The sequence below is a fragment of the Undibacterium sp. YM2 genome (genome assembly GCF_009937975.1).
Classification (GTDB): Bacteria; Pseudomonadota; Gammaproteobacteria; order Burkholderiales; family Burkholderiaceae_D; genus Undibacterium.
On sequence record NZ_AP018441.1, the window covers coordinates 2,919,121 to 2,937,617 of the forward strand.

The following is an 18,497-nucleotide window of genomic DNA, read 5'->3' on the forward strand; positions in this document are numbered from 1 at the left end:
GGCGTCTATCCTGAATGGACATCAGCTTATTGCTAAGTCTATTCCATCCGGAGACATGGCTATGAAAAAATCCCCCTGAAGCAGATCACCATTACGCAAAAATGCGCAACAGCAAATATGCTTCAGAGGGAGTTGAATCAGACTATACCGCTACCGCTGGCGCCAGCCTTTGGTGGACGGAGTGTAGCCTGTTTTTCACGATAGCCAGTTGCACGATAGCAGGCAACCGGATCAATAGCCGCACCAGAACGGGCGCGTGCCATAGCCAGGATGGGACTGACATCAGTGCGGAACGCCTGTTTCAGTGTTTGCGCTGCCAGCAGCACATCATTGTTTTCCTGATATGCGCTCAATGCCTTGCGGTCTACCAGTGCAGACTGTACAAAAGAACGTTGTACTTCGATAGCACTGGACATCAGACTTTCTATAGGATCGGTCACATTGTGTGACTGATCCAGCATGTAAGATGGTTTGAAGGCATCACCGTCACGCTGTGCTACATCGGCCAGCTCATTGAAAATCAGGAACAGCTGGAAAGGATTGATACTGCCAGAATCCAGATCGTCATCACCATACTTGCTGTCATTGAAATGGAAGCCACCCAGTTTGCCGAATTGCGCAAGGCGGGCAACAATCATTTCTATGTTGGTATTTGGCGCATGGTGACCAAGATCAACCAGGCATTTTGCCTTAGGGCCCAATTCGGTAGCACAGGCGTAACTGGTACCCCAGTCAGCAATCGTGGTGGCATAGAATGCCGGCTCAAACAGTTTGTGCTCGATGTACATCAGCCAGTCTGCAGGCAGTGCCTTGTAGATGTCGCGCATGCTGTCGAGATAGCGTTCGAGCGCACCACGCAAATTGTGCTGCCCCGGGAAGTTGGCTCCATCGCCTACCCATACGGTCAAGCCTTTGGAACCCAGTGCACGACCCAATTCTATGCATTCGATATTATGTGCTACAGCCTGCTCACGCACGGCTTTGGCATTGGCTGTCAGGCTGCCGAATTTATAGGTCTGTTCCTGATTGGCCTGATCCTGGAAAGTGTTTGAATTGACAGTGTCAAATCCCAGGCCATGTTTGCTGGCAAATTCACGCATGGCAGCCGGATCACTGCTTTTATCCCAGGGGAAATGCAGGGACACGGTAGGTGTAGCCTGTGTCAGTTGATGGATGACAGCACAGTCTTCCAGTTTTTCCATGACATCGCGTGGCTCGCCTTTGCCTGGGAAACGTGCAAAGCGGGTGCCACCGGTACCAACACCCCAGCTTGGCAAGGCTACGGCAAAGGTCTGGGCTTTGGCTGTCAGTTGCTCAATATCCTGTCCGCGTCTGGCCAGGATGCTGCCCAGGGCAGCATAATCGGCATCCAGATTATTTTGCAGTTTGGCGTTGTGTTCTACCACCTGGCCATGATCAATTACTTTATCCATCTTATGTCTCCGTCTTGTTGCTGACCCAGATCAGATACCTGATATTGGGCATCTGATCCAGGTCAGTCAATTTTTATATTTTAGCGCGTGAATGCAGCAGCATTGCCAGCATCTACGTTGATGATGTTACCTGTGCTCTTGGCAGACTTGTCACTGGCCAGGAAATACACTGCTTCTGCGATATCTTCCGGCAATACGCTGAGTTTCAGCATGCTACGCTGACGATAGAATTCTTCGATATCATCTGCATCGATTTTATTCGAGACAGCACGCTCTTCTTTCCATTTGCCATCCCAGATACGGGAACCGCGGATCACGGCATCTGGATTGACGACATTGACGCGTATGCCGTGGGCCGCACCTTCGAGGGCGATACAGCGTGCCAGGTGGATTTCAGCCGCTTTTGCCGTGCAATATGCAGACGCACCAGCAGAAGCAACCAGACCATTTTTGCTGGCCACAAACACCATGCTGCCACCGATTTGCTGTTGCTTCATGATACGGAATGCGCTGCGGCTGACCAGGAAGTAACCCTTGACCAGAATATCCTGATTGCGTTCCCAGATTTCCAGTGTCGTTTCATCCAGCGGCGCTGAAGATGCAATACCGGCATTCGAGATCAGCAAATCGATACCACCAAACCGCAAGGAAGTTTCGCTCAGTATGGCTTCAACATCGCTTTCACGGGTAATGTTGGCGCTGATGGTTGCCACATTATCTTTGCCTGCTACTTTGGACAAGACCTGATGTGCCTGGCTTAATGCCTCGCCATCGATGTCTGTCAACATGACACAAGCGCCCTCTTGCAACAACTGACGTGCCACTGCCTGACCGATGCCACCGGCAGCACCAGTCACCAGTGCAATGCGACCAGCCAGACTTTTCGGCTTGGGCATGCGTTGCAGTTTGGCTTCTTCCAGCAACCAGTATTCGATATCAAAGGCTTCCTGCTCTGGCAAACCTACATAACTGTCAACACCATTCGCACCGCGCATTACATTGATGGCATTCACATAAAACTCACCAGCGATACGCGCAGTTGCCTTATCTTTTGCAAATGACAACATACCGATACCTGGTATCAGGTAAATAATCGGGTTGGCATCACGCACTGCCGGGCTATTGTCGTGCTTGCAACGTTCATAATACGCAACATAGTCTGCGCGATATTGATTCAGGCCTTCATCCAAACCGCTCAAAAGTTGATCAAAGTTAGGATTGGAAGGATCAAAATCAATCACAAACGGGCGAATCTTGGTGCGCAGGAAGTGATCAGGGCAAGATGTACCCAGCGCTGCCAGTGCCTGCAAGTCTTTGCTGCACACAAAATCCAGTACTGTGGTGCTGTCATCAAAGTGGCCGAGTTTGAATTCTGTTTTACTGATTTTACCGCGCAGTACCGGCATCAGACGGGCAACCAGGCTGGCACGCTCTGCAGCTGGCAGCGCGCTGTATTTGGCACCGCCGAATGCTGGCTTGCGGCTGTTTTCTTCCAGCCATGATTCGGCACGCTGGATGATTGCCAGTGTAGTTTCATAGCAAGACTTGGCGGTATCACCCCAGGTGAACAAGCCATGACCTTCAAGGATGATGCCTTTCAGATTTGGTTGGGCTTGGGAAACTGCTTCCAGTTTCAGGCCCAGGTCATAGCCAGGACGCTGCCAAGGCAACCAGCCCAGCTCGCCTTCGAATATTTTTTGCGTCAAATCCTTGCTATTGGCGCAGGCCGCAATAGCGATGACTGAATCAGGGTGCATGTGATCAACATGCTTGCGATTGATATACGCATGCAGTGGCGTATCGATACTGGCAGCGCGCGGGTTCAGGTTGAACGTACAGTGTGGCAAATAAGCCACCATTTCATCTTCCAGCGCCAGACCGCGATAGCGGCCTTTCAGTGAGTGCAGTTTATCCATGTAAAGCGTTGAGAAACCATCCATCTTGATGCTTCCCAGATCACCGCCAGAACCTTTAACCCAAAGTACTTCTACCTGCTCGCCAGTCAGGTAATCCGGCATCATCACCTTGGCAGAGGTATTGCCACCACCAAAGTTGGTAATGCGCATATCAGAGCCGAGCAGATTTGAGCGATACAGCAATAATTCTGGCTCAGTCAGGCCAGTTGCGTATGCATCGTCCCAAAGTGAAGTAATAGGCTTCTTCTGCTCGGTTTGCATCGTTGAGGTCATACATTCTCCGTGATTAATTAGTGTTTTTATGACAAATTCTTTAGCCTGAAGCCTTGAGTGATCAAGAGCTGAGCGGATCAATCACATCACTTGCTCATGTGAAGCATTTTGTCCGTTTTGGCAGTGGCAGTCAGTAGAAAACAGCCAGCTTTGAGTGTCAATACAGAAGTAATCAAGAAGCTGATCGAAGTCACAATAGTCAGCATGATGATTGAAATTTTCATAGCCAGATTAATGCATAGGAAAATAATCAGTTATTTGATCAATTTATGATTGACGCGCGATTTTTAAGTGATTAGTCTCGCTATACGCCAGCAAATTACTACGAAATAATGACTGGTAGCATGCCGCAATAAAGATAATAGACGGCAACAGACGGAGACAAAAATGGTAAATCACAAACGCCGTAAGCGTTTGCTGAAGCTGCTCGCCGAGCATAATTCAGCAAGCGTTCAGCAACTGGTAACATGGCTCAGCGCATCCCCCGCTACTGTCAGGCGCGATATCAGTTGGCTTGCAGCCCGTAATCTGCTTACCCGTACGCGTGGTGGCGCAGAAAACCTGCAGCAGGTAAAACGATCAATTGCGCTCACCAGCGAGACCTTCCAGAACAATATCAAATGTTATGCCGACAGAAAGCGGGCAATCGCACGCTATGCGGCAAACATGTGCAATGACGGTGAAACCATCATCATCAATGGCGGTACGACGACCTTCATGATGGCTGAGTTCCTGGTCGATAAGAAGCTCAAGATACTGACAAATTCTTTCATGATGGCAGAGCGCCTGCTGGTCTCCAGTGAAAATGAAATCATCGTTCCTGGCGGTCGCGTGTACCGCGAACAGAATGTCATCCTCAGCCCTTTTGACAACGACATCACTCAGCATCATTACGCTGGAAAAATGTTCATGAGTGTTTATGGTCTGTCATTGCTGGGCCTGATGGAAGTAGACCCGCTCTTGATACAGGCTGAAAAACGCTTGATCAGCCAGGCTGAAGAATTGATCGTTCTGGCAGACAGCTCCAAATTCGCCAAAAAAGCTGGTCTCATCCTATGTGGCTTGAATCGCGTATCTTGCCTTATCACTGATCATTACGCGTCTGACTCTGCCGTACAGTTGCTTGAGCAGTCTGGCGTCAAAGTCATTACCGTAGCACCGGAAGAATTGCCAGCAAAAGACATATTAAATAAATTTACAAATGCTTATGACACTGAGTCTGCAAGCATATTCCAGACGGAGACAGTTTGATGAAAAGAAGAAAAGTGATACTGGCAGCAATTGCATTGAGCATGCTGGGTGCCATGCAGGGTTGCGAACAGAAATCAGATAAAATAAAAATTGCCATCGTGGTTAAAAATCTGGGCAATGGTTTTTTTGACGCTGCACACGAAGGTGCCAAAGAAGCGGCCAAACAAATTGGTAATGTAGAAATCATTTATACAGGCCCGACCACACCCAGTGCTGAGGGCCAGATAGAAATCATCAACTCGCTGATCAGTCAAAAGGTCAATGCCATCGCCATCTCAGCAAATGATGCCAATGCGCTAGTTCCTATCACCAAAAAAGCCATGCAACGCGGCATCAAGGTCATCTCTTTCGATAGCGGGATCGCGCCAGAAGGCCGGTTGATGCAACTCAATCCATCTAATGCTGAATTGATAGGTATCAAGCAGCTGGAAATGGCATCCAATGCGACTGGTGGCAAAGGTGAAATCGCCATCCTGTCTGCATCTGCCCAGGCGACCAACCAGAACATCTGGATTAATGTCATGAAAAAAGGCCTGGAAAAACCTGAGTTTGCCGGCCTTAAACTGGTGGCAACTGTGTATGGTGATGACCAGTCCGATAAAAGTTACCGCGAAGCGATAGGCCTGTTGCGCAGCAATCCAAATCTGAAGGTCATTATTTCCCCTTCCACTGTTGGCATCAACGCTGCCAGCAAGGCCGTGGTCGATGAAAAACTGGTCGGCAAGGTATTCGTTACCGGACTGGGCTTGCCATCAGAAATGGCGGGACACGTCAAAAGCGGTGCCGTTAAGGAATTCGCCATCTGGAATCCCATTGACCTTGGTTACGCTGCGACTTATATCGCCAATGAATTTATCAAAGGCAATCCAGATGCCAAGGCAGGTGGCAGCTTTACCATAGGCCGCATGGGTACGATCAAGATTGATGCCAACGGTGAAGCAGCAATGGCCCCCCCTTCACTTACAACAAAGAGAACGTAGAACAATTCTCCAAGATATTTTAAGTAAAGACACTTGTTCAGTACCGGCCCGTGATGCACTTCAACGGGCTGTCTGGAAATAGAACCAGTTGCATGTGAAAATTTATGCCAGCAGCACATGCTTGTGCTTGCCAGTTTTTTAAGCAGGCAACTGACTTCTTTTCTATTATTGCCTTGCCTTATATTAATGACCTTAATGACGAACGAGCACAACCCGTTTCCCATCGCCCCGGATGGTTCACCTGCGGCACCTATTCTGACATTGACCGGTATTTGCAAGCGCTTTCAAGGCATCATTGCATTACACGAAGTCGCACTCAATGTGCGTGCAGGTGAGGTCATGGCGCTGATAGGTGAAAACGGCGCAGGCAAATCCACTTTGGTAAAAACACTGACTGGCATTTATCAGCCAGATAGTGGCAGCATACACATCGCTGGCAAGCAAGTTCGTTTTACCAATCCGCAAGATGCCATGCTGGCAGGCGTTACAGCTGTCCATCAGGAAACCGTCATGTTTGACGAATTGACGGTGGCAGAAAATATTTTCATAGGCCGCCAGCCCATGTGCGGCTTTCCGGCACGGGTAGATTGGGCATTGATGGAAGCTCAGTCTGAAAGACTGTTTGCAAGGCTGGAAGTGTCGCTGCCGGTACGAGCCAAGGTCAAGGACTTGAGTGTGGCACAGCGCCACTTTGTCGAAATTGCCCGCGCCCTGTCGCAAGATGCACGCGTGGTCATCATGGATGAGCCGACCGCATCGCTGTCACAACGGGAAATTCAAGAGCTGTACCGCATCATCAGGCAATTACGCGCTGCTGGTACCGCAGTGATTTTCATCTCACACAAGTTTGATGAAATCTATGCTGTTGCCGATCGATACACCGTCTTACGGGACGGTCATTTTGTTGCTGAAGGTGCACTGGCTGATATCTCTGAACCGGATCTGGTGTCTCTCATGGTAGGTCGCTCCATTCATCAAACCTTCCCCAAGCAAGATGTGGTCATAGGCGACACCTTGCTTGAGGTAAAAGATTTTTGTCACCCTACCGAGTTTGACAAGGTCAATTTTTCTTTGCGCAAAGGTGAGATTCTGGGGTTTTATGGTCTGGTGGGTGCGGGCCGTTCAGAAGTCATGCAAGCCCTGTTTGGACTCAGCAGTGGCGTCACTGGCAGCGTAAGCCTGGAAGGCAAGGTATTAGCCATCAAATCAGCCAAAGATGCGATATCCCATGGCATAGCTTATGTACCGGAAGACCGGCAACATCAAGGTGGCCATCTGACCATGTCGGTGCAGCAAAATATCACCTTGCCTATCCTGGATCGCATAGGCTTCCTGCTCGGCAGGCGACGCAGCGAAGAAGCAGCAATTTCAAGACACTACAGCGAACAACTGGAACTCAAGGCTAGTCATTTGACGCAACTGATCGCCGAGCTATCTGGTGGCAACCAGCAAAAAGTCATCCTGGGCAAGTGGCTGGCAACCAAACCCAAAGTCATCATCCTGGACGAGCCAACCAAGGGCATCGATATCGGTTCCAAGGCTGCGGTGCATCGTTTCATCAGCGAACTGGTTTCAACCGGATTGTCAGTGATACTGGTGTCATCCGAATTACCGGAAGTACTGGGCATGTCTGACCGCGTTATCGTCATGCATCAGGGACATATCAAAAAAATATTTGACAGAGCACTTGCCACGCCAGAGAGCGTAGTTGCTGCGGCGTCTGGCAGTGATGCATCAATAGTGGAGATAGCAGAGGAAATGGCAGAGGAAATAGCATGAACCGTTTGAAGTATTTGCAGCAGAGGGAAGTTCTGCTGGGATTGATGATCGTTTCTCTGATAGTCCTTGTTGGGCTACGTGCGCCTGTTTTTCTCAGTGTATCAAGTCTGTCCAACTTGCTGACCGACAGCACGCTGTTGATCATGCTGGCGGTGACCCAGATGTTTGTCATCATTACACGTGGCATCGATTTATCAGTGGCATCCAATCTGGCGCTATCAGGCATGATGTCTGCCTTGCTGGCTTCCAAATTTCCTGATCTGCCTCTACTACTGATTATCTTGGTGGCAATCACCATAGGCCTTGGCCTGGGATTGATCAATGGCTACCTGATCGGTTATCTGGGTCTGCCGCCTATCGTCGTAACGCTGGGCACCATGAGCGTCTATCGCGGCCTGGTGTTTGTATTGTCTGGTGGTGCCTGGGTATCGTCACACCAGATGCCTGCCGCCTTCATCGCCTTTCCACTCAGTCAGTTACTAGGAATTACGCATCTGGTCTGGATTGCCGTCATCGTTATTGCTGTGATGTGGTATCTCGCCCACTATACACATTTTGGCAGGGACTTGTATGCCATTGGCAATCAACCAAATGCTGCCAACTATATAGGCATCCCTACCCCACGCCGCCTGTTCTGGACGTATGGCTTGTCAGGATTGATGGCTGGCTTATGTGGTTACCTGTGGGTGGCACGTTATGCAGTGGCCTATACGGAAATTGCCTATGGCTTTGAATTTACCGTGATTGCAGCCTGCGTCATTGGCGGTATCAATATCGCCGGTGGTGCGGGTACAGTATCTGGTGCAGTACTGGGCTCACTGTTTTTGGCAGTCATCAACAACGCCCTGCCCATCATGAAAATTTCGCCCTTCTGGCAAAGCGCACTGACCGGCGTTGTGATACTTACCGCGGTCATGATCAATGCGCGTAGCAATAAAAAAAGCAGCCGCCAGATTTTGCCTTTGCAACTACTGCAAAAAAATGCAATCAGGAGCAGTACGTGAACACGACTATCATGACACCCTCAAATAACAGCTCACGCTACACCATACGCGACCGGGAAGATTTTCAGTTAAAGAAAATTTTCTCGCATTGGGAAACTCTGCTGGCCATACTGTTTGTCGCAGCCTTCATTGTCAACAGCCTGGTGTTGCCGAATTTTTTTGATTTGCACAATTTGGCTGATGGCACGTTCAACTTCAGTGAAAAAGCACTGATCGCCTTGCCCATGGCCTTGCTGATCATCTGCCGCGAGATTGATATTTCTGTGTCCGGCATATTGGCATTGTGTTCAGTTGCCATGGGGCTGGCGAATTCACATGGTTTCCCAGCTTACACTTTATTGTTCATCGCCATATTTACTGGTGCAGCCTGTGGCAGTTTGAATGGCTTGCTGGTCACTCGCTTTGCCCTGCCTTCCATCGTCGTGACGATAGGCAGTGTGTCACTGTTTCGCGGTCTGGCCAGCGTGGTTCTTGGCGACCAGGCATTTACTTCTTATCCGCAATTATTAATCGACTGGGGCCAGGGCTATTTCTTTGATCTTATTCCCCGACAATTCATCGTCCTGTTGTTCTTTGTTGTACTGTTCGCGATTCTGCTGCATGCAACCAGTTGGGGACGCCGCATCTATGCGATTGGCAACAACCCTGTTGCTGCCAGATTTTCTGGTGTGGCAGTCGATAAATACCGCTTCATGCTTTTTACACTGACCGGCGCCATGGCTGGCCTTGCAGCGTTTTTCCTGACGGGACGCATCGGCAGTACTCGCCCGAATATTGCTACAGGATGGGAGCTGGAAATCATTACCATGGTGATCTTGGGTGGTGTCAGCATCTCGGGCGGCGCTGGAACCATTATCGGCGTGTTCCTGGCTGTATTGACATTAGGTATCGTCAACTATGGCATGGCATTGGCAAACATCCCCGGCATTATCATGACCATCATCGTCGGCATCCTGCTGCTGGTCACGATTGCCCTGCCCCGTCTGATGAATCTTAAGAAACAAAGAAAATAAAAAGCAAATGACGCAGAATGCCAGTATCGTCCTTGACATAGGCAAGACCAATGTAAAGCTCAGCCTGCTCGATGCGCAGGCAAATACTTTGGCCGAGCAACGCTGCCCTAATAACATCGTCCAGGACGGCGTCTATCCACATCATGATACCGAGAGGATATGGTCGTGGATGCTGCAGATATTCAGTGAGTTTTCCCGGATTGCCAAGGTGTCAGCAATCATCCCTGTGACCCACGGTGCAACTGCTGCGCTGGTGAATGGTAATGGCTTGGTGCTGCCAGTTCTGGACTATGAGGCAGAATTGCCTGAGCAGGATAATCATCAATATCAGCCGCTACGGCCGCCATACCAGCAAAGCTATTCTCCTGATTTGCCAGCAGGCCTCAATCTGGGTCGTCAACTGGTCTGGCTGCAAAACAACTACCCACAGGAATTTGCCAAAGCCTCACATGTACTGATGTATCCACAGTACTGGGCATGGCGCTTGTCCGGTGTTGCAGCAACTGAAGTCAGCTCACTGGGTTGTCATACAGACTTGTGGGACACCAGCCAGCAGACATACTCTACTTTAGTGGAAAAAAAGGGATGGACATCTCTTTTTCCACCCATGCAAAAAGCCTGGACCAGGCTGGCAAGGATACGTGCCACATTAGCAAGGGAAACCGGTTTGCCAGCAGACTGCCAAATAATATGCGGTGTGCATGACAGCAATGCATCTCTGTTACGTCATCTGAAAGATGCGGGTAACAAGCACCGTACAGTTCTATCGACCGGCACCTGGACGATCGCTGCCGCCTTGGGCGCAGATCAGGAAAGGCTGGACGAACATGCGGATATGCTGGCCAATACCAATGTGCTTGGTAAAGCAGTTTCCTGCATGCGCTTTATGGGCGGGCGCGAATTTGCCATTCTGGCAGGCCAGGAGCCAGTGACTTGTACGCCATCCGATATCAGCAAACTGATCAGCCAAAATACCTTTGCCTTGCCCTGCTTTGCCGAATCAGGTGGCCCGTTTTCTGGACAATTGGCCAAAATATCAGGGCAGGCACCAGAAAACATGCAGGAAAGATATGCTCTCGCCACTCTGTATTGCGTACTCATGACAGATTATTGCCTGGAAAAACTGGGGTCAGAAGGCGATATCATTATTGAGGGGAGTTTTACCAACAATCCCTACTTGGCAGCAATGCTAGCCAGTTTGCGGCCGCAGCAAAACATCGAGCTGTCAAATGACACCAGTGGTACCACTTACGGGGCCTGGATGTTGCATCACTGGGAAAATTTGCCTGACCTGGATTCACAAGCTGGTGCCGTGAGCAAACTGGAACCGCCCGGATTACTCACATACAAGGCGAAGTGGCGCGAATTGGTGACGTCAAGATAAGTCAAAATCGATCCAGAAATTCATCAATGGGAACCTGCTACCTGGTTCCCATTTTGCGTTTTTCAGCCGCTAATCATTTGATAAACGGACATAAGCAGGTGCATCACGTTCAGCCTGCAAGCCCTGCTCAGTCAGTAATAACTCAACGACCTGCAAGGAACTTCGTCGCTGTTCCTTGCCATCTTTTTTCTGGTCGGCACCACGTTTGCCAGGATGGGTGAAATAAAATAAAAATGCCCTGTCACCGTTGACCACAACATCGGGATGCCCGCCGATGACGCCGTCATCTTCGCCATGCCCTGGTATTTCAAGCAGATTACCGCCCACCTGACGCTTCCAGCTCAGTAAGTCATCTGAACGATATACAGCCAGCCCACGCCACACATCAGTAATCATCCACCATTGCTCTTTCCAGCGAAAAACCTTGGGCCCTTCCCCGCTTTGATCGCCAACGGCCTTGCCTTTGTCTATCCAATTTTCAAGATCAGCGCTGTCAGCATAGTAAATAGATTTCTTATCTACTTCATTGTTGTACCACATACGATATCCGCCTTCTGGCAAACGCAGTACCGTAGCATCAATCACCCTGTCAGAAGCAAGCTGCAATATCCTGGCATTGCGCCAATGACGTAAATCCTGGCTACGCAGATGTACCATGTAGCGAGGATGTTTCCAGTCATTAAAGATACCGGGTACCACAGTCAGGAACATATGGTAACTGCCGTCATCAGCCCGGATGATATCCGGTGCCCAATGCGTCGAGTCCATTCCCCCATGAATGGTGGCAACTCTATGTCGGCTTCGCCCAAGTAGTGCCAGTTCGCTCCATTATCATTTGATTCAGCTATGCCTATACGTGTTCCATGCACCCATGCGACACCAGGGACATCATTAGCATTCGCCCGTCGGTTGGTGTAAAACATCCACCATTTACCCAATGCGGTATTGCGCACCAGTACGGGATCTGCAGCTCCATCCATGATGGGATCTCTGAACAAGGGCTTGGCAGCCAGTTTGCCCTGATTAATCATGGGCGCACCAGGTTGTCCAAAATCTGGTGTTCCGTCAGCGTTCCAGCTGAATGTCTGAGCACGGGTATGTCTGTTCGGGTCATACAGCGCATTACCCTTGATGTCCCGATAATCACGAGCGTGATAAACCAGTACATCTGTTTTACCATCTGCCGTGGTCGTGAAGGAATTGTGTCCGGGACCATATTGATTACTTGCAGCATTGCTCTTGAATACAGGCTGAGAAGATTTGCTCCATACCTTTGCATCAAGCAGATTTGCGTTTGCCGGTGCCGTCAATAAGCCCATACAATAGTTTTCATCGATGGCGCTGGCTGAATAGGTGATGAATATACGCCCATTTCTGATCAATACTGCCGGTGCTTCATTGACTTCATACTTACGCTTCTCCCAGTCATAATCAGGGCGCGACAATAAAGTCGCTGGCCCTGCAATAGACAAAGGAGTATCCATCTTCGCCAGATAGATATTGGTATTCTTTTTATCCGGCGCAGGATCACGCTGCGTCCACACCAGGTAACGTTGGCCAGCATGAGAGAACGTGGTTGCGTCCAGTGAAAATGACTCCCAACCGGTCTTGAGCTGTCCCCGCTCCAGCCACTCGCCGTCAACAGGATTGGCCGCACTGCTTTCCAGTACATACAGACGTATATCCCAGATCGCGTCAGCCCTGCCAGCTGTGAAATACACATACCACTTCCCATCAATGAAATGTAATTCCGGGGCCCAGATGTGATGACTCATGGGGCCGCTAGCGTGTTTGCGCCAGATGACTTTGGCATCTGCCGTGGCAAGTTCATTGATGCTGCGTGCGCGTCTCAATTCGATACGATCATATTCTGGCGCTGTGGCGGTAAAGTAATAATAGCCATCTGCATGCAAGAATATTTGTGGATCTGCCCGATTCTTCACTAATGGATTATTAAAAACAGGCTGGGCAAACGACAAACCAGGGACAGACATGAATACTGTCCATATCAGGCTAAAGAAAACCATCCTGCACTTTGCATGTGAAGTCATGAGAAATAGTCTGAAAATATGAAGCTAAAAAAAACCAGCCATCTGCACTAGCATGGCTGGATCAAATACTGCGATTAACAAAAGTCTTACTGATTAATTCTTGATCGATACACCGATGAAGTAGCGACGGCCAGACCATGCCAGTTCATTCGGGCGCGACAAATCACCTGCATCCGTAATATTTGCCTGATCGGTCAAATTCTTGCCTTCGAATGAAATAGTGATATTTGGGCTATAGCGATACTGGAATTTTGCATCCAGATAACCAGTTTTCTCGATGAAGTTAGGATTACCAGATACATCATTGGTACCTGTGTAGTAACGGTCACGATAATGATAGGCAAGGCGCGCATTGAACTTATCCTTGTCATACCACAGGCCCAGGTTATAGGCATTCTTGGACAAACCGGCGTAAGGCAAGATAGAGTTATCCAGGGGATTCAAACGCTCTGTTCCTGGTGCATAGGTAAAATTCATGCGGGTGTAATTGGCATCAATACCAAAACCACTGAAGAAGCCAGGCAAGAAAGTAAGTGCTGTTCTTCCAGCAAGTTCTATACCGCGCGTCACTGCACCTGGGTAATTGATAGGCATCTTGACGTCCCACAAAGTGCCATCTTTGAACAGATCCACATTCTTCACGTTAGTCGATACACTATTACCGACAGTGATGTTCTTGCGAAATACTGCCAGGCTGAGCTGACTATCAGCATTTGGATAATATTCCAGGCTCAGGTCTGTATTGCTTGCCTGGAATGGCTTCAAGGCGGGATTACCAGCAGTGCAATCATCCGTGCCATCGCCACCAAACTGTGCTGCGCCGCTGTTTTTGGTACATGTAGCATTCGGAACGATATCCAGTATCCTTGGTCTGGCCATGACCTTACCCCAGCCTACACGTACCAGGAATTGATTTGGTATCAACCATGCACCGGCGTTAAAGCTTGGCAATACATTCGAATAAGTATTGTCTATGCTGGTAATGGAGTTCGACAAAATGACTGTATTGAAAGTTGTCGAACCAGGTGTTTTCTCGACATTGATCTGTTGTTTGAACAGGCCCTGAGAGACATCGCGCGTTTGTGTATATCTGACACCGATGTTACCGAAGATATCTTTGCCAAACAATTCAGTATCAAAATCTGCACGTAAATAAACTGATTTGACTTTTTCATCGACAACATAAGCAGGAATCTGCGCATACATTTTACCGTCACTGCCAGGCGCGTTATACAGGTAGTCATGGTTAAAGTGGGTCAGATCAAAATTGGAACCCACATTTGCAAATGAAGGAGCAACCCAGTTTGTGGGTACATTGCTGATGCCACTATAACCTTTGAAGAAAGTACCAGGCGAAGTCGAGAATACAGATTGCGCCAGCGCAGCCATGGCAGAGCTGTTGACCGACCTGGTCCAGGCATTAGCGTCAGCAAGATTTGTCGGGCCTACTGTTGCACGCACCACATTGGTGGTATTCAATGGGTCGTAACTATAAGTCTGGTTGATGTTTGCTGTTTGCACATACACATCGTCAGCAGTACTGTTCAAGTCATTGCCAGCACTGGCAAGATAACCGCCACCGTTATACTGACTGGATTTTGCCTGCTGCGACTGCACACCAAACCAGATGCGGGACAAAAAGTCAGTTTTCAGCTTATATTTAAAATCAAGCTTGAGCTGATCTTCTTTGTTGATCGTTTCTGAAGGGCGGTACTGCAATTGAGCAGAAATATAGGAATTAGGGTTCGAAGGACTATAGCCTGTTGGAAAAGTAAATCGTGGCAACCCTGAAGAATCAAGATTGACCTGCAAACCAGGGGCATTCTGCGTCAATATCAGGTTATTCGAATCACTGCTGTACGTGGATTTAGCTGACGACGCCAGGCCTTCTACATCCAGACGTTCGCCCTTATAGGTAAAGCCGGCTGTCGTATATTTGGAATCAATTTTTAAACCAAAATCGCGCAAGGATGTGCTAAAGCCGGCCTGCCCGCCGTTTGGCGAAGCCGCACTGCCCGGTACCAGGCAGTTACCCAATACATACTGGGTAACGATATGATTTTCCACGATCATGCCAGCCGGTGTCGTGGTTGTTGAAACCGGTGTGCATGAGCCGCCAGTTGGCACAGCAGTGGTCGCAGCATAGGTGGGCAAAGTACCTGTGCTGGACAAGCGCGTTACCGCACTGAAGTCTGTACCGTAGTTGTAATCCCGGAGTTTTTGATTCTGGATATTGGTCTGGTAGCTTACCCAGGCGTTCAAACGATCAGTGAATTTGTATTGCGCCGTCAGTTCAGCAGAAGTTCTTTCATGATCACGTTCCCAGATACCATAACGGGCAATCTGTGGTGAATAGTCATTCCATTGTGAGACACAGCTGGCCTGCAATGCGGCGGTAGCAGCAGCCGCAGTCTGCGTTGCATTTGCAGGGCTACTCAGATTGGAACAATCAGCTTTGGAGCCTACACCTGCCAATACCGGATCAATACTAGGAACCGTTTTTTGCGGAGAAAAGTCCCAGTCACGGAAGTAACGCCATGAAGTATTTCGGGAAAAATCACCGCGCGTCAAGACCTTGTCGTAGATAACATTCGCCATCAGCCCGAGACGGTCATCAAAAAATTTGTCGGTGATAAAGAGATTGACACGTGGTTGCACGCCACCACGTTGCGGTGCCTGCTCACCGGCAACACTGCCAACAACAGTCATTTTTTTGAAATCGAGTGGCTTGCGTGTCGAAATTTGTACTGAGCCGCCAATACCACCTTCAGTCATATTGGCTGTCACACCTTTGATGACATCTATCGAAGAAATCAATTCTGCTGGCAATTCACGCAAATCAGCACCACGACCGGCGGTACCAGTCGTACTCAGTATCGATACACCATTGATTTCAATACGGTTTAGATCTGGTTCTACGCCACGAATGGAAACACTGGTACCTTCACCAAATGAGCGTTCCAGTTGCACGCCTGTAACGCGCGACAGCGCCTCACCAACGTTCTTGTCCGGGAATTGACCAATATCTTCAGCAACGATGGAATCCGCTACCGTATCCGCACGCAGTTTTCTGTCAATTGCGGAGGCTACTGATTTGCGGGTGCCAGACACAACGACAACATGATCAGCCTGCTCTTTGGTATCTGCAGGTTTTTTTGCTTCTTGTGCCATGACTGAATTGGCAGCCATGACAGATAGTACAGCCAGGGCTGTACCTTTGAGTTTGGGATTAAAAAATTCTTTTTTACCGCGATTGTTCAACACAATTGTCTCCTCCATTTGTCGGCCATGTATAGCCTGTGTTATTAGCTGCATCCGACCATTTTGTTTGGTCTGTCATTCAATCCAGCTGATTCAATGAAAAAGATTTTAAGTGATGATGAAATCCAATTACGCACATAAAAAAAAGAATCAAGAAAGTGATTGGTTTTTAAGCAGAAATTTGATCATTTCAGACGAGAAGATGAAAAACTGATTGAAACTGATTATAGATTCTCAAGGCATTTTATGCGATGCAACATGAGATATCAGAGATAAAAACACATCAAAAAGACACTGAAAAAATTTGAATGGGAGTTTGTCATCGCCTGAAGAGCAAGGCCAGACAAGGCATTCGAAATCCCTCATTAAGAAATGCGGGAAATGCATAATTGAAATGCCTTGCTATTCACTTGTCCGTATCTTGCACTGCCAACTCGCGCAAAATATCAAGCATGGCTTGTGCTCCAGGCGACAAACGATGTTGCTTTCTGGTGACAATACCATAGGCATCCATACGCAATCCTAGATCAAATGGCAGCACGAATAGCAGCTCGGCATCAAGATAGGTACGAATCAGGTCTTCCGGCAAAGCAGCCACCATATCAGTGGCCATCAACAAGCTGGTAATCACCGGTAGCGACAAGGTTTCTACAGTTTCTACCGGTTGATCAAGGCCGTGCGACAAGAAAAGAGAGGTGAGGCGATCACGCAAAATACTGCCATTTGGTGGCAGTATCCAGGCCTCTTTCGCAAGATCATTCAGAGTCAGTTTTTTTCGCTGTGCAAGGGCATGCTTGCCGCGTGCAATCAGGCTGTGAGGCTCGTCGGTCAAGGGCTCAAAATTCAGTTCTGCGGCAGATTCAGAATCGAGAATGCGGCCTATGACCATGTCCAGTTCTCCAGCACGCAAACGCTGTATCAGTATTTTGCTGGTATCAACCTGTATGGCGACATGCAAGCGCTTATGGCGGGATTTAAGCAAGCTTACTGCTTGCGGGATGAGATTCATCGATGGTGTCATGACTGAACCTATCGAGACAAAACCGCTTAAACCTGATAACAACTCCATGACTTCCTGATGGGCTGCATTCATTTCTGCCAGCGCTGCACCTGCTCTGCGTATCATGATCTCGCCATACCAGGTAGGTGAGATGCCGCGTGGCAGGCGTTCAAACAACTGCACACCGAGGGCATACTCAAGTTCTGTCAGCAATTTGGAGGCTGCTGGCTGAGTCAGATGCGCAGCCTCAGCCGCATGAAAAATCGAACCATGGCGTCCCAACTCAACCAATAACACCAGATGGCGTGTTTTCAGGTGTGTGCGTACAAAGCGATCGGGCTTGCTATTGCTCATGCTGTCAGTAGTAAAGACAAAGATCAATCATGATACAACTGCGAGCGCCCTCCATCAATCAGGATATCCGTAGCATTGATGAAACGTGCTTCGTCGCTGGCCAGAAAAACTGCCGTGTAAGCGACTTCTTCTGGCATTCCTATGCGACGGCAAGGCAACAGCGCGGCCTGCCGTTGTTGCTCGGCCACCGGGTCAGGGCAACTGGCAAACCAGGATTGTATGGCTTCGGTCATTATCAGGCCGGGTGATATGGAATTAACCCGTACCCCTCGTGCTGCATATTCTATTCCCAGAGATCGGGTCAGACCTATCAAAGCATGCTTGGCAACCGGATACGGAAAACATCCCGGTATGATTTTATGTCCATGTACAGAAGCGATATTGATGATGCTCCCTGCCGACTGTTCAAGCATGAACGGCAGCACTGCACGCGTAGTATTCCAGGCACCTTCGAGATCGACAGAAAAACAACGTTGCCACTCTTCATCAGTCATCTGCAAGGGATCTGCGAACACGTTCATGCCCGCATTGTTGACCAGTACATCCACTTTGCCAAATTTTGCTACCGTCTTATCGACCAGGGCCCGCATGGCCGCAGCATCGGCAACATCTGCCTGGACAAAAAGACTGTGCCCGGAGCCCAATTCAGATGAGATACGCTCAGCAGCGGCATCATAAATGTGACTATTCAGTACGACACGTGCGCCTTGTTGCACAAAAAGACGTGCTGTAGCAGCGCCTATGCCCAGGGTGGAACCAGTGATGATGGCAACCTTGCCACGCAATCTTTCGCACATC

General features: G+C 49.0%; 13 protein-coding genes. 6 read left to right on the forward strand and 7 right to left on the reverse strand.

Features of this window, described 5'->3' with window-relative positions; all coding sequences use genetic code 11:
• Positions 1 to 137: 137 nt before the first annotated feature.
• Together rhaI and UNDYM_RS13275 are read right to left on the reverse strand one after the other, a co-directional pair.
• The gene (gene rhaI, locus UNDYM_RS13270) at positions 138 to 1,433 is read right to left on the reverse strand and encodes an L-rhamnose catabolism isomerase (protein ID WP_162041461.1); all 1,296 of its coding nucleotides are present in this window, start codon (positions 1,431 to 1,433) and stop codon (positions 138 to 140) included.
• A gap of 80 nt (positions 1,434 to 1,513) precedes the next feature.
• The gene (locus UNDYM_RS13275; protein WP_174244940.1) at positions 1,514 to 3,622 is read right to left on the reverse strand and encodes a bifunctional rhamnulose-1-phosphate aldolase/short-chain dehydrogenase; all 2,109 of its coding nucleotides are present in this window, start codon (positions 3,620 to 3,622) and stop codon (positions 1,514 to 1,516) included.
• Positions 3,623 to 4,009: 387 nt separating this feature from the next.
• Here UNDYM_RS13275 and UNDYM_RS13280 point away from each other — a divergent pair, with 387 nt between their 5' ends.
• The 6 genes from UNDYM_RS13280 (at position 4,010) to UNDYM_RS13305 (ending at position 11,033) form a co-directional block, all read left to right on the forward strand.
• On the forward strand, positions 4,010 to 4,873 hold the full coding sequence (locus tag UNDYM_RS13280; RefSeq protein WP_162041462.1) for a DeoR/GlpR family DNA-binding transcription regulator: 864 nt from the start codon (positions 4,010 to 4,012) through the stop codon (positions 4,871 to 4,873).
• On the forward strand, positions 4,873 to 5,853 hold the full coding sequence (gene rhaS, locus UNDYM_RS13285) for a rhamnose ABC transporter substrate-binding protein (protein WP_370529474.1): 981 nt from the start codon (positions 4,873 to 4,875) through the stop codon (positions 5,851 to 5,853). The genes UNDYM_RS13280 and rhaS overlap by 1 nt, the downstream gene beginning before the upstream one ends.
• A gap of 195 nt (positions 5,854 to 6,048) precedes the next feature.
• On the forward strand, positions 6,049 to 7,632 hold the full coding sequence (locus tag UNDYM_RS13290; RefSeq protein ID WP_162041463.1) for a sugar ABC transporter ATP-binding protein: 1,584 nt from the start codon (positions 6,049 to 6,051) through the stop codon (positions 7,630 to 7,632).
• On the forward strand, positions 7,629 to 8,636 hold the full coding sequence (locus UNDYM_RS13295; RefSeq protein WP_162041464.1) for an ABC transporter permease: 1,008 nt from the start codon (positions 7,629 to 7,631) through the stop codon (positions 8,634 to 8,636). Before UNDYM_RS13290 ends, UNDYM_RS13295 begins: the two co-directional genes overlap by 4 nt.
• 11 nt (positions 8,637 to 8,647) lie before the next feature.
• Positions 8,648 to 9,649: an ABC transporter permease gene (locus tag UNDYM_RS13300; protein ID WP_162044617.1), complete on the forward strand. Its 1,002-nt coding sequence runs from the start codon at positions 8,648 to 8,650 to the stop codon at positions 9,647 to 9,649.
• Between the two features lie 7 nt (positions 9,650 to 9,656).
• Positions 9,657 to 11,033: an FGGY-family carbohydrate kinase gene (locus UNDYM_RS13305; protein ID WP_162041465.1), complete on the forward strand. Its 1,377-nt coding sequence runs from the start codon at positions 9,657 to 9,659 to the stop codon at positions 11,031 to 11,033.
• Between the two features lie 69 nt (positions 11,034 to 11,102).
• Here UNDYM_RS13305 and UNDYM_RS13310 read toward each other — a convergent pair whose 3' ends face one another.
• The 5 genes from UNDYM_RS13310 to UNDYM_RS13330 all read right to left on the reverse strand — a co-directional run bounded on the left by UNDYM_RS13310 (position 11,103) and on the right by UNDYM_RS13330 (position 18,496).
• Entirely contained in the window at positions 11,103 to 11,744 is a 642-nt protein-coding gene (locus UNDYM_RS13310; protein ID WP_197741896.1) for a hypothetical protein, read from the reverse strand.
• Positions 11,735 to 13,027, reverse strand: a complete 1,293-nt coding sequence (locus tag UNDYM_RS13315; protein ID WP_197741897.1) for a family 43 glycosylhydrolase — start codon at positions 13,025 to 13,027, stop codon at positions 11,735 to 11,737. Before UNDYM_RS13315 ends, UNDYM_RS13310 begins: the two co-directional genes overlap by 10 nt.
• Positions 13,028 to 13,177: 150 nt before the next feature.
• Positions 13,178 to 16,348: a TonB-dependent receptor gene (locus UNDYM_RS13320; protein ID WP_232064061.1), complete on the reverse strand. Its 3,171-nt coding sequence runs from the start codon at positions 16,346 to 16,348 to the stop codon at positions 13,178 to 13,180.
• 403 nt (positions 16,349 to 16,751) lie between these two features.
• On the reverse strand, positions 16,752 to 17,699 hold the full coding sequence (locus UNDYM_RS13325; protein ID WP_162041467.1) for a LysR substrate-binding domain-containing protein: 948 nt from the start codon (positions 17,697 to 17,699) through the stop codon (positions 16,752 to 16,754).
• A gap of 23 nt (positions 17,700 to 17,722) precedes the next feature.
• On the reverse strand, positions 17,723 to 18,496 hold the full coding sequence (locus UNDYM_RS13330; RefSeq protein WP_162044618.1) for an SDR family oxidoreductase: 774 nt from the start codon (positions 18,494 to 18,496) through the stop codon (positions 17,723 to 17,725).
• Between the last annotated feature and the right edge of the window lies 1 nt (position 18,497).

Coding starts and splice junctions, on each gene's coding strand:
- UNDYM_RS13275 (WP_174244940.1), bottom strand. CDS start 3,622: ATGACCTCAACGATGCAAACCGAGCAGAAGAAGCCTATTACTTCACTT.
- rhaI (WP_162041461.1), bottom strand. CDS start 1,433: ATGGATAAAGTAATTGATCATGGCCAGGTGGTAGAACACAACGCCAAA.
- UNDYM_RS13325 (WP_162041467.1), bottom strand. CDS start 17,699: ATGAGCAATAGCAAGCCCGATCGCTTTGTACGCACACACCTGAAAACA.
- UNDYM_RS13290 (WP_162041463.1), top strand. CDS start 6,049: ATGACGAACGAGCACAACCCGTTTCCCATCGCCCCGGATGGTTCACCT.
- UNDYM_RS13295 (WP_162041464.1), top strand. CDS start 7,629: ATGAACCGTTTGAAGTATTTGCAGCAGAGGGAAGTTCTGCTGGGATTG.
- UNDYM_RS13300 (WP_162044617.1), top strand. CDS start 8,648: ATGACACCCTCAAATAACAGCTCACGCTACACCATACGCGACCGGGAA.
- UNDYM_RS13330 (WP_162044618.1), bottom strand. CDS start 18,496: ATGTGCGAAAGATTGCGTGGCAAGGTTGCCATCATCACTGGTTCCACC.
- UNDYM_RS13315 (WP_197741897.1), bottom strand. CDS start 13,027: ATGTCTGTCCCTGGTTTGTCGTTTGCCCAGCCTGTTTTTAATAATCCA.
- UNDYM_RS13280 (WP_162041462.1), top strand. CDS start 4,010: ATGGTAAATCACAAACGCCGTAAGCGTTTGCTGAAGCTGCTCGCCGAG.
- UNDYM_RS13305 (WP_162041465.1), top strand. CDS start 9,657: ATGACGCAGAATGCCAGTATCGTCCTTGACATAGGCAAGACCAATGTA.
- UNDYM_RS13310 (WP_197741896.1), bottom strand. CDS start 11,744: ATGTTCCTGACTGTGGTACCCGGTATCTTTAATGACTGGAAACATCCT.
- rhaS (WP_370529474.1), top strand. CDS start 4,873: ATGAAAAGAAGAAAAGTGATACTGGCAGCAATTGCATTGAGCATGCTG.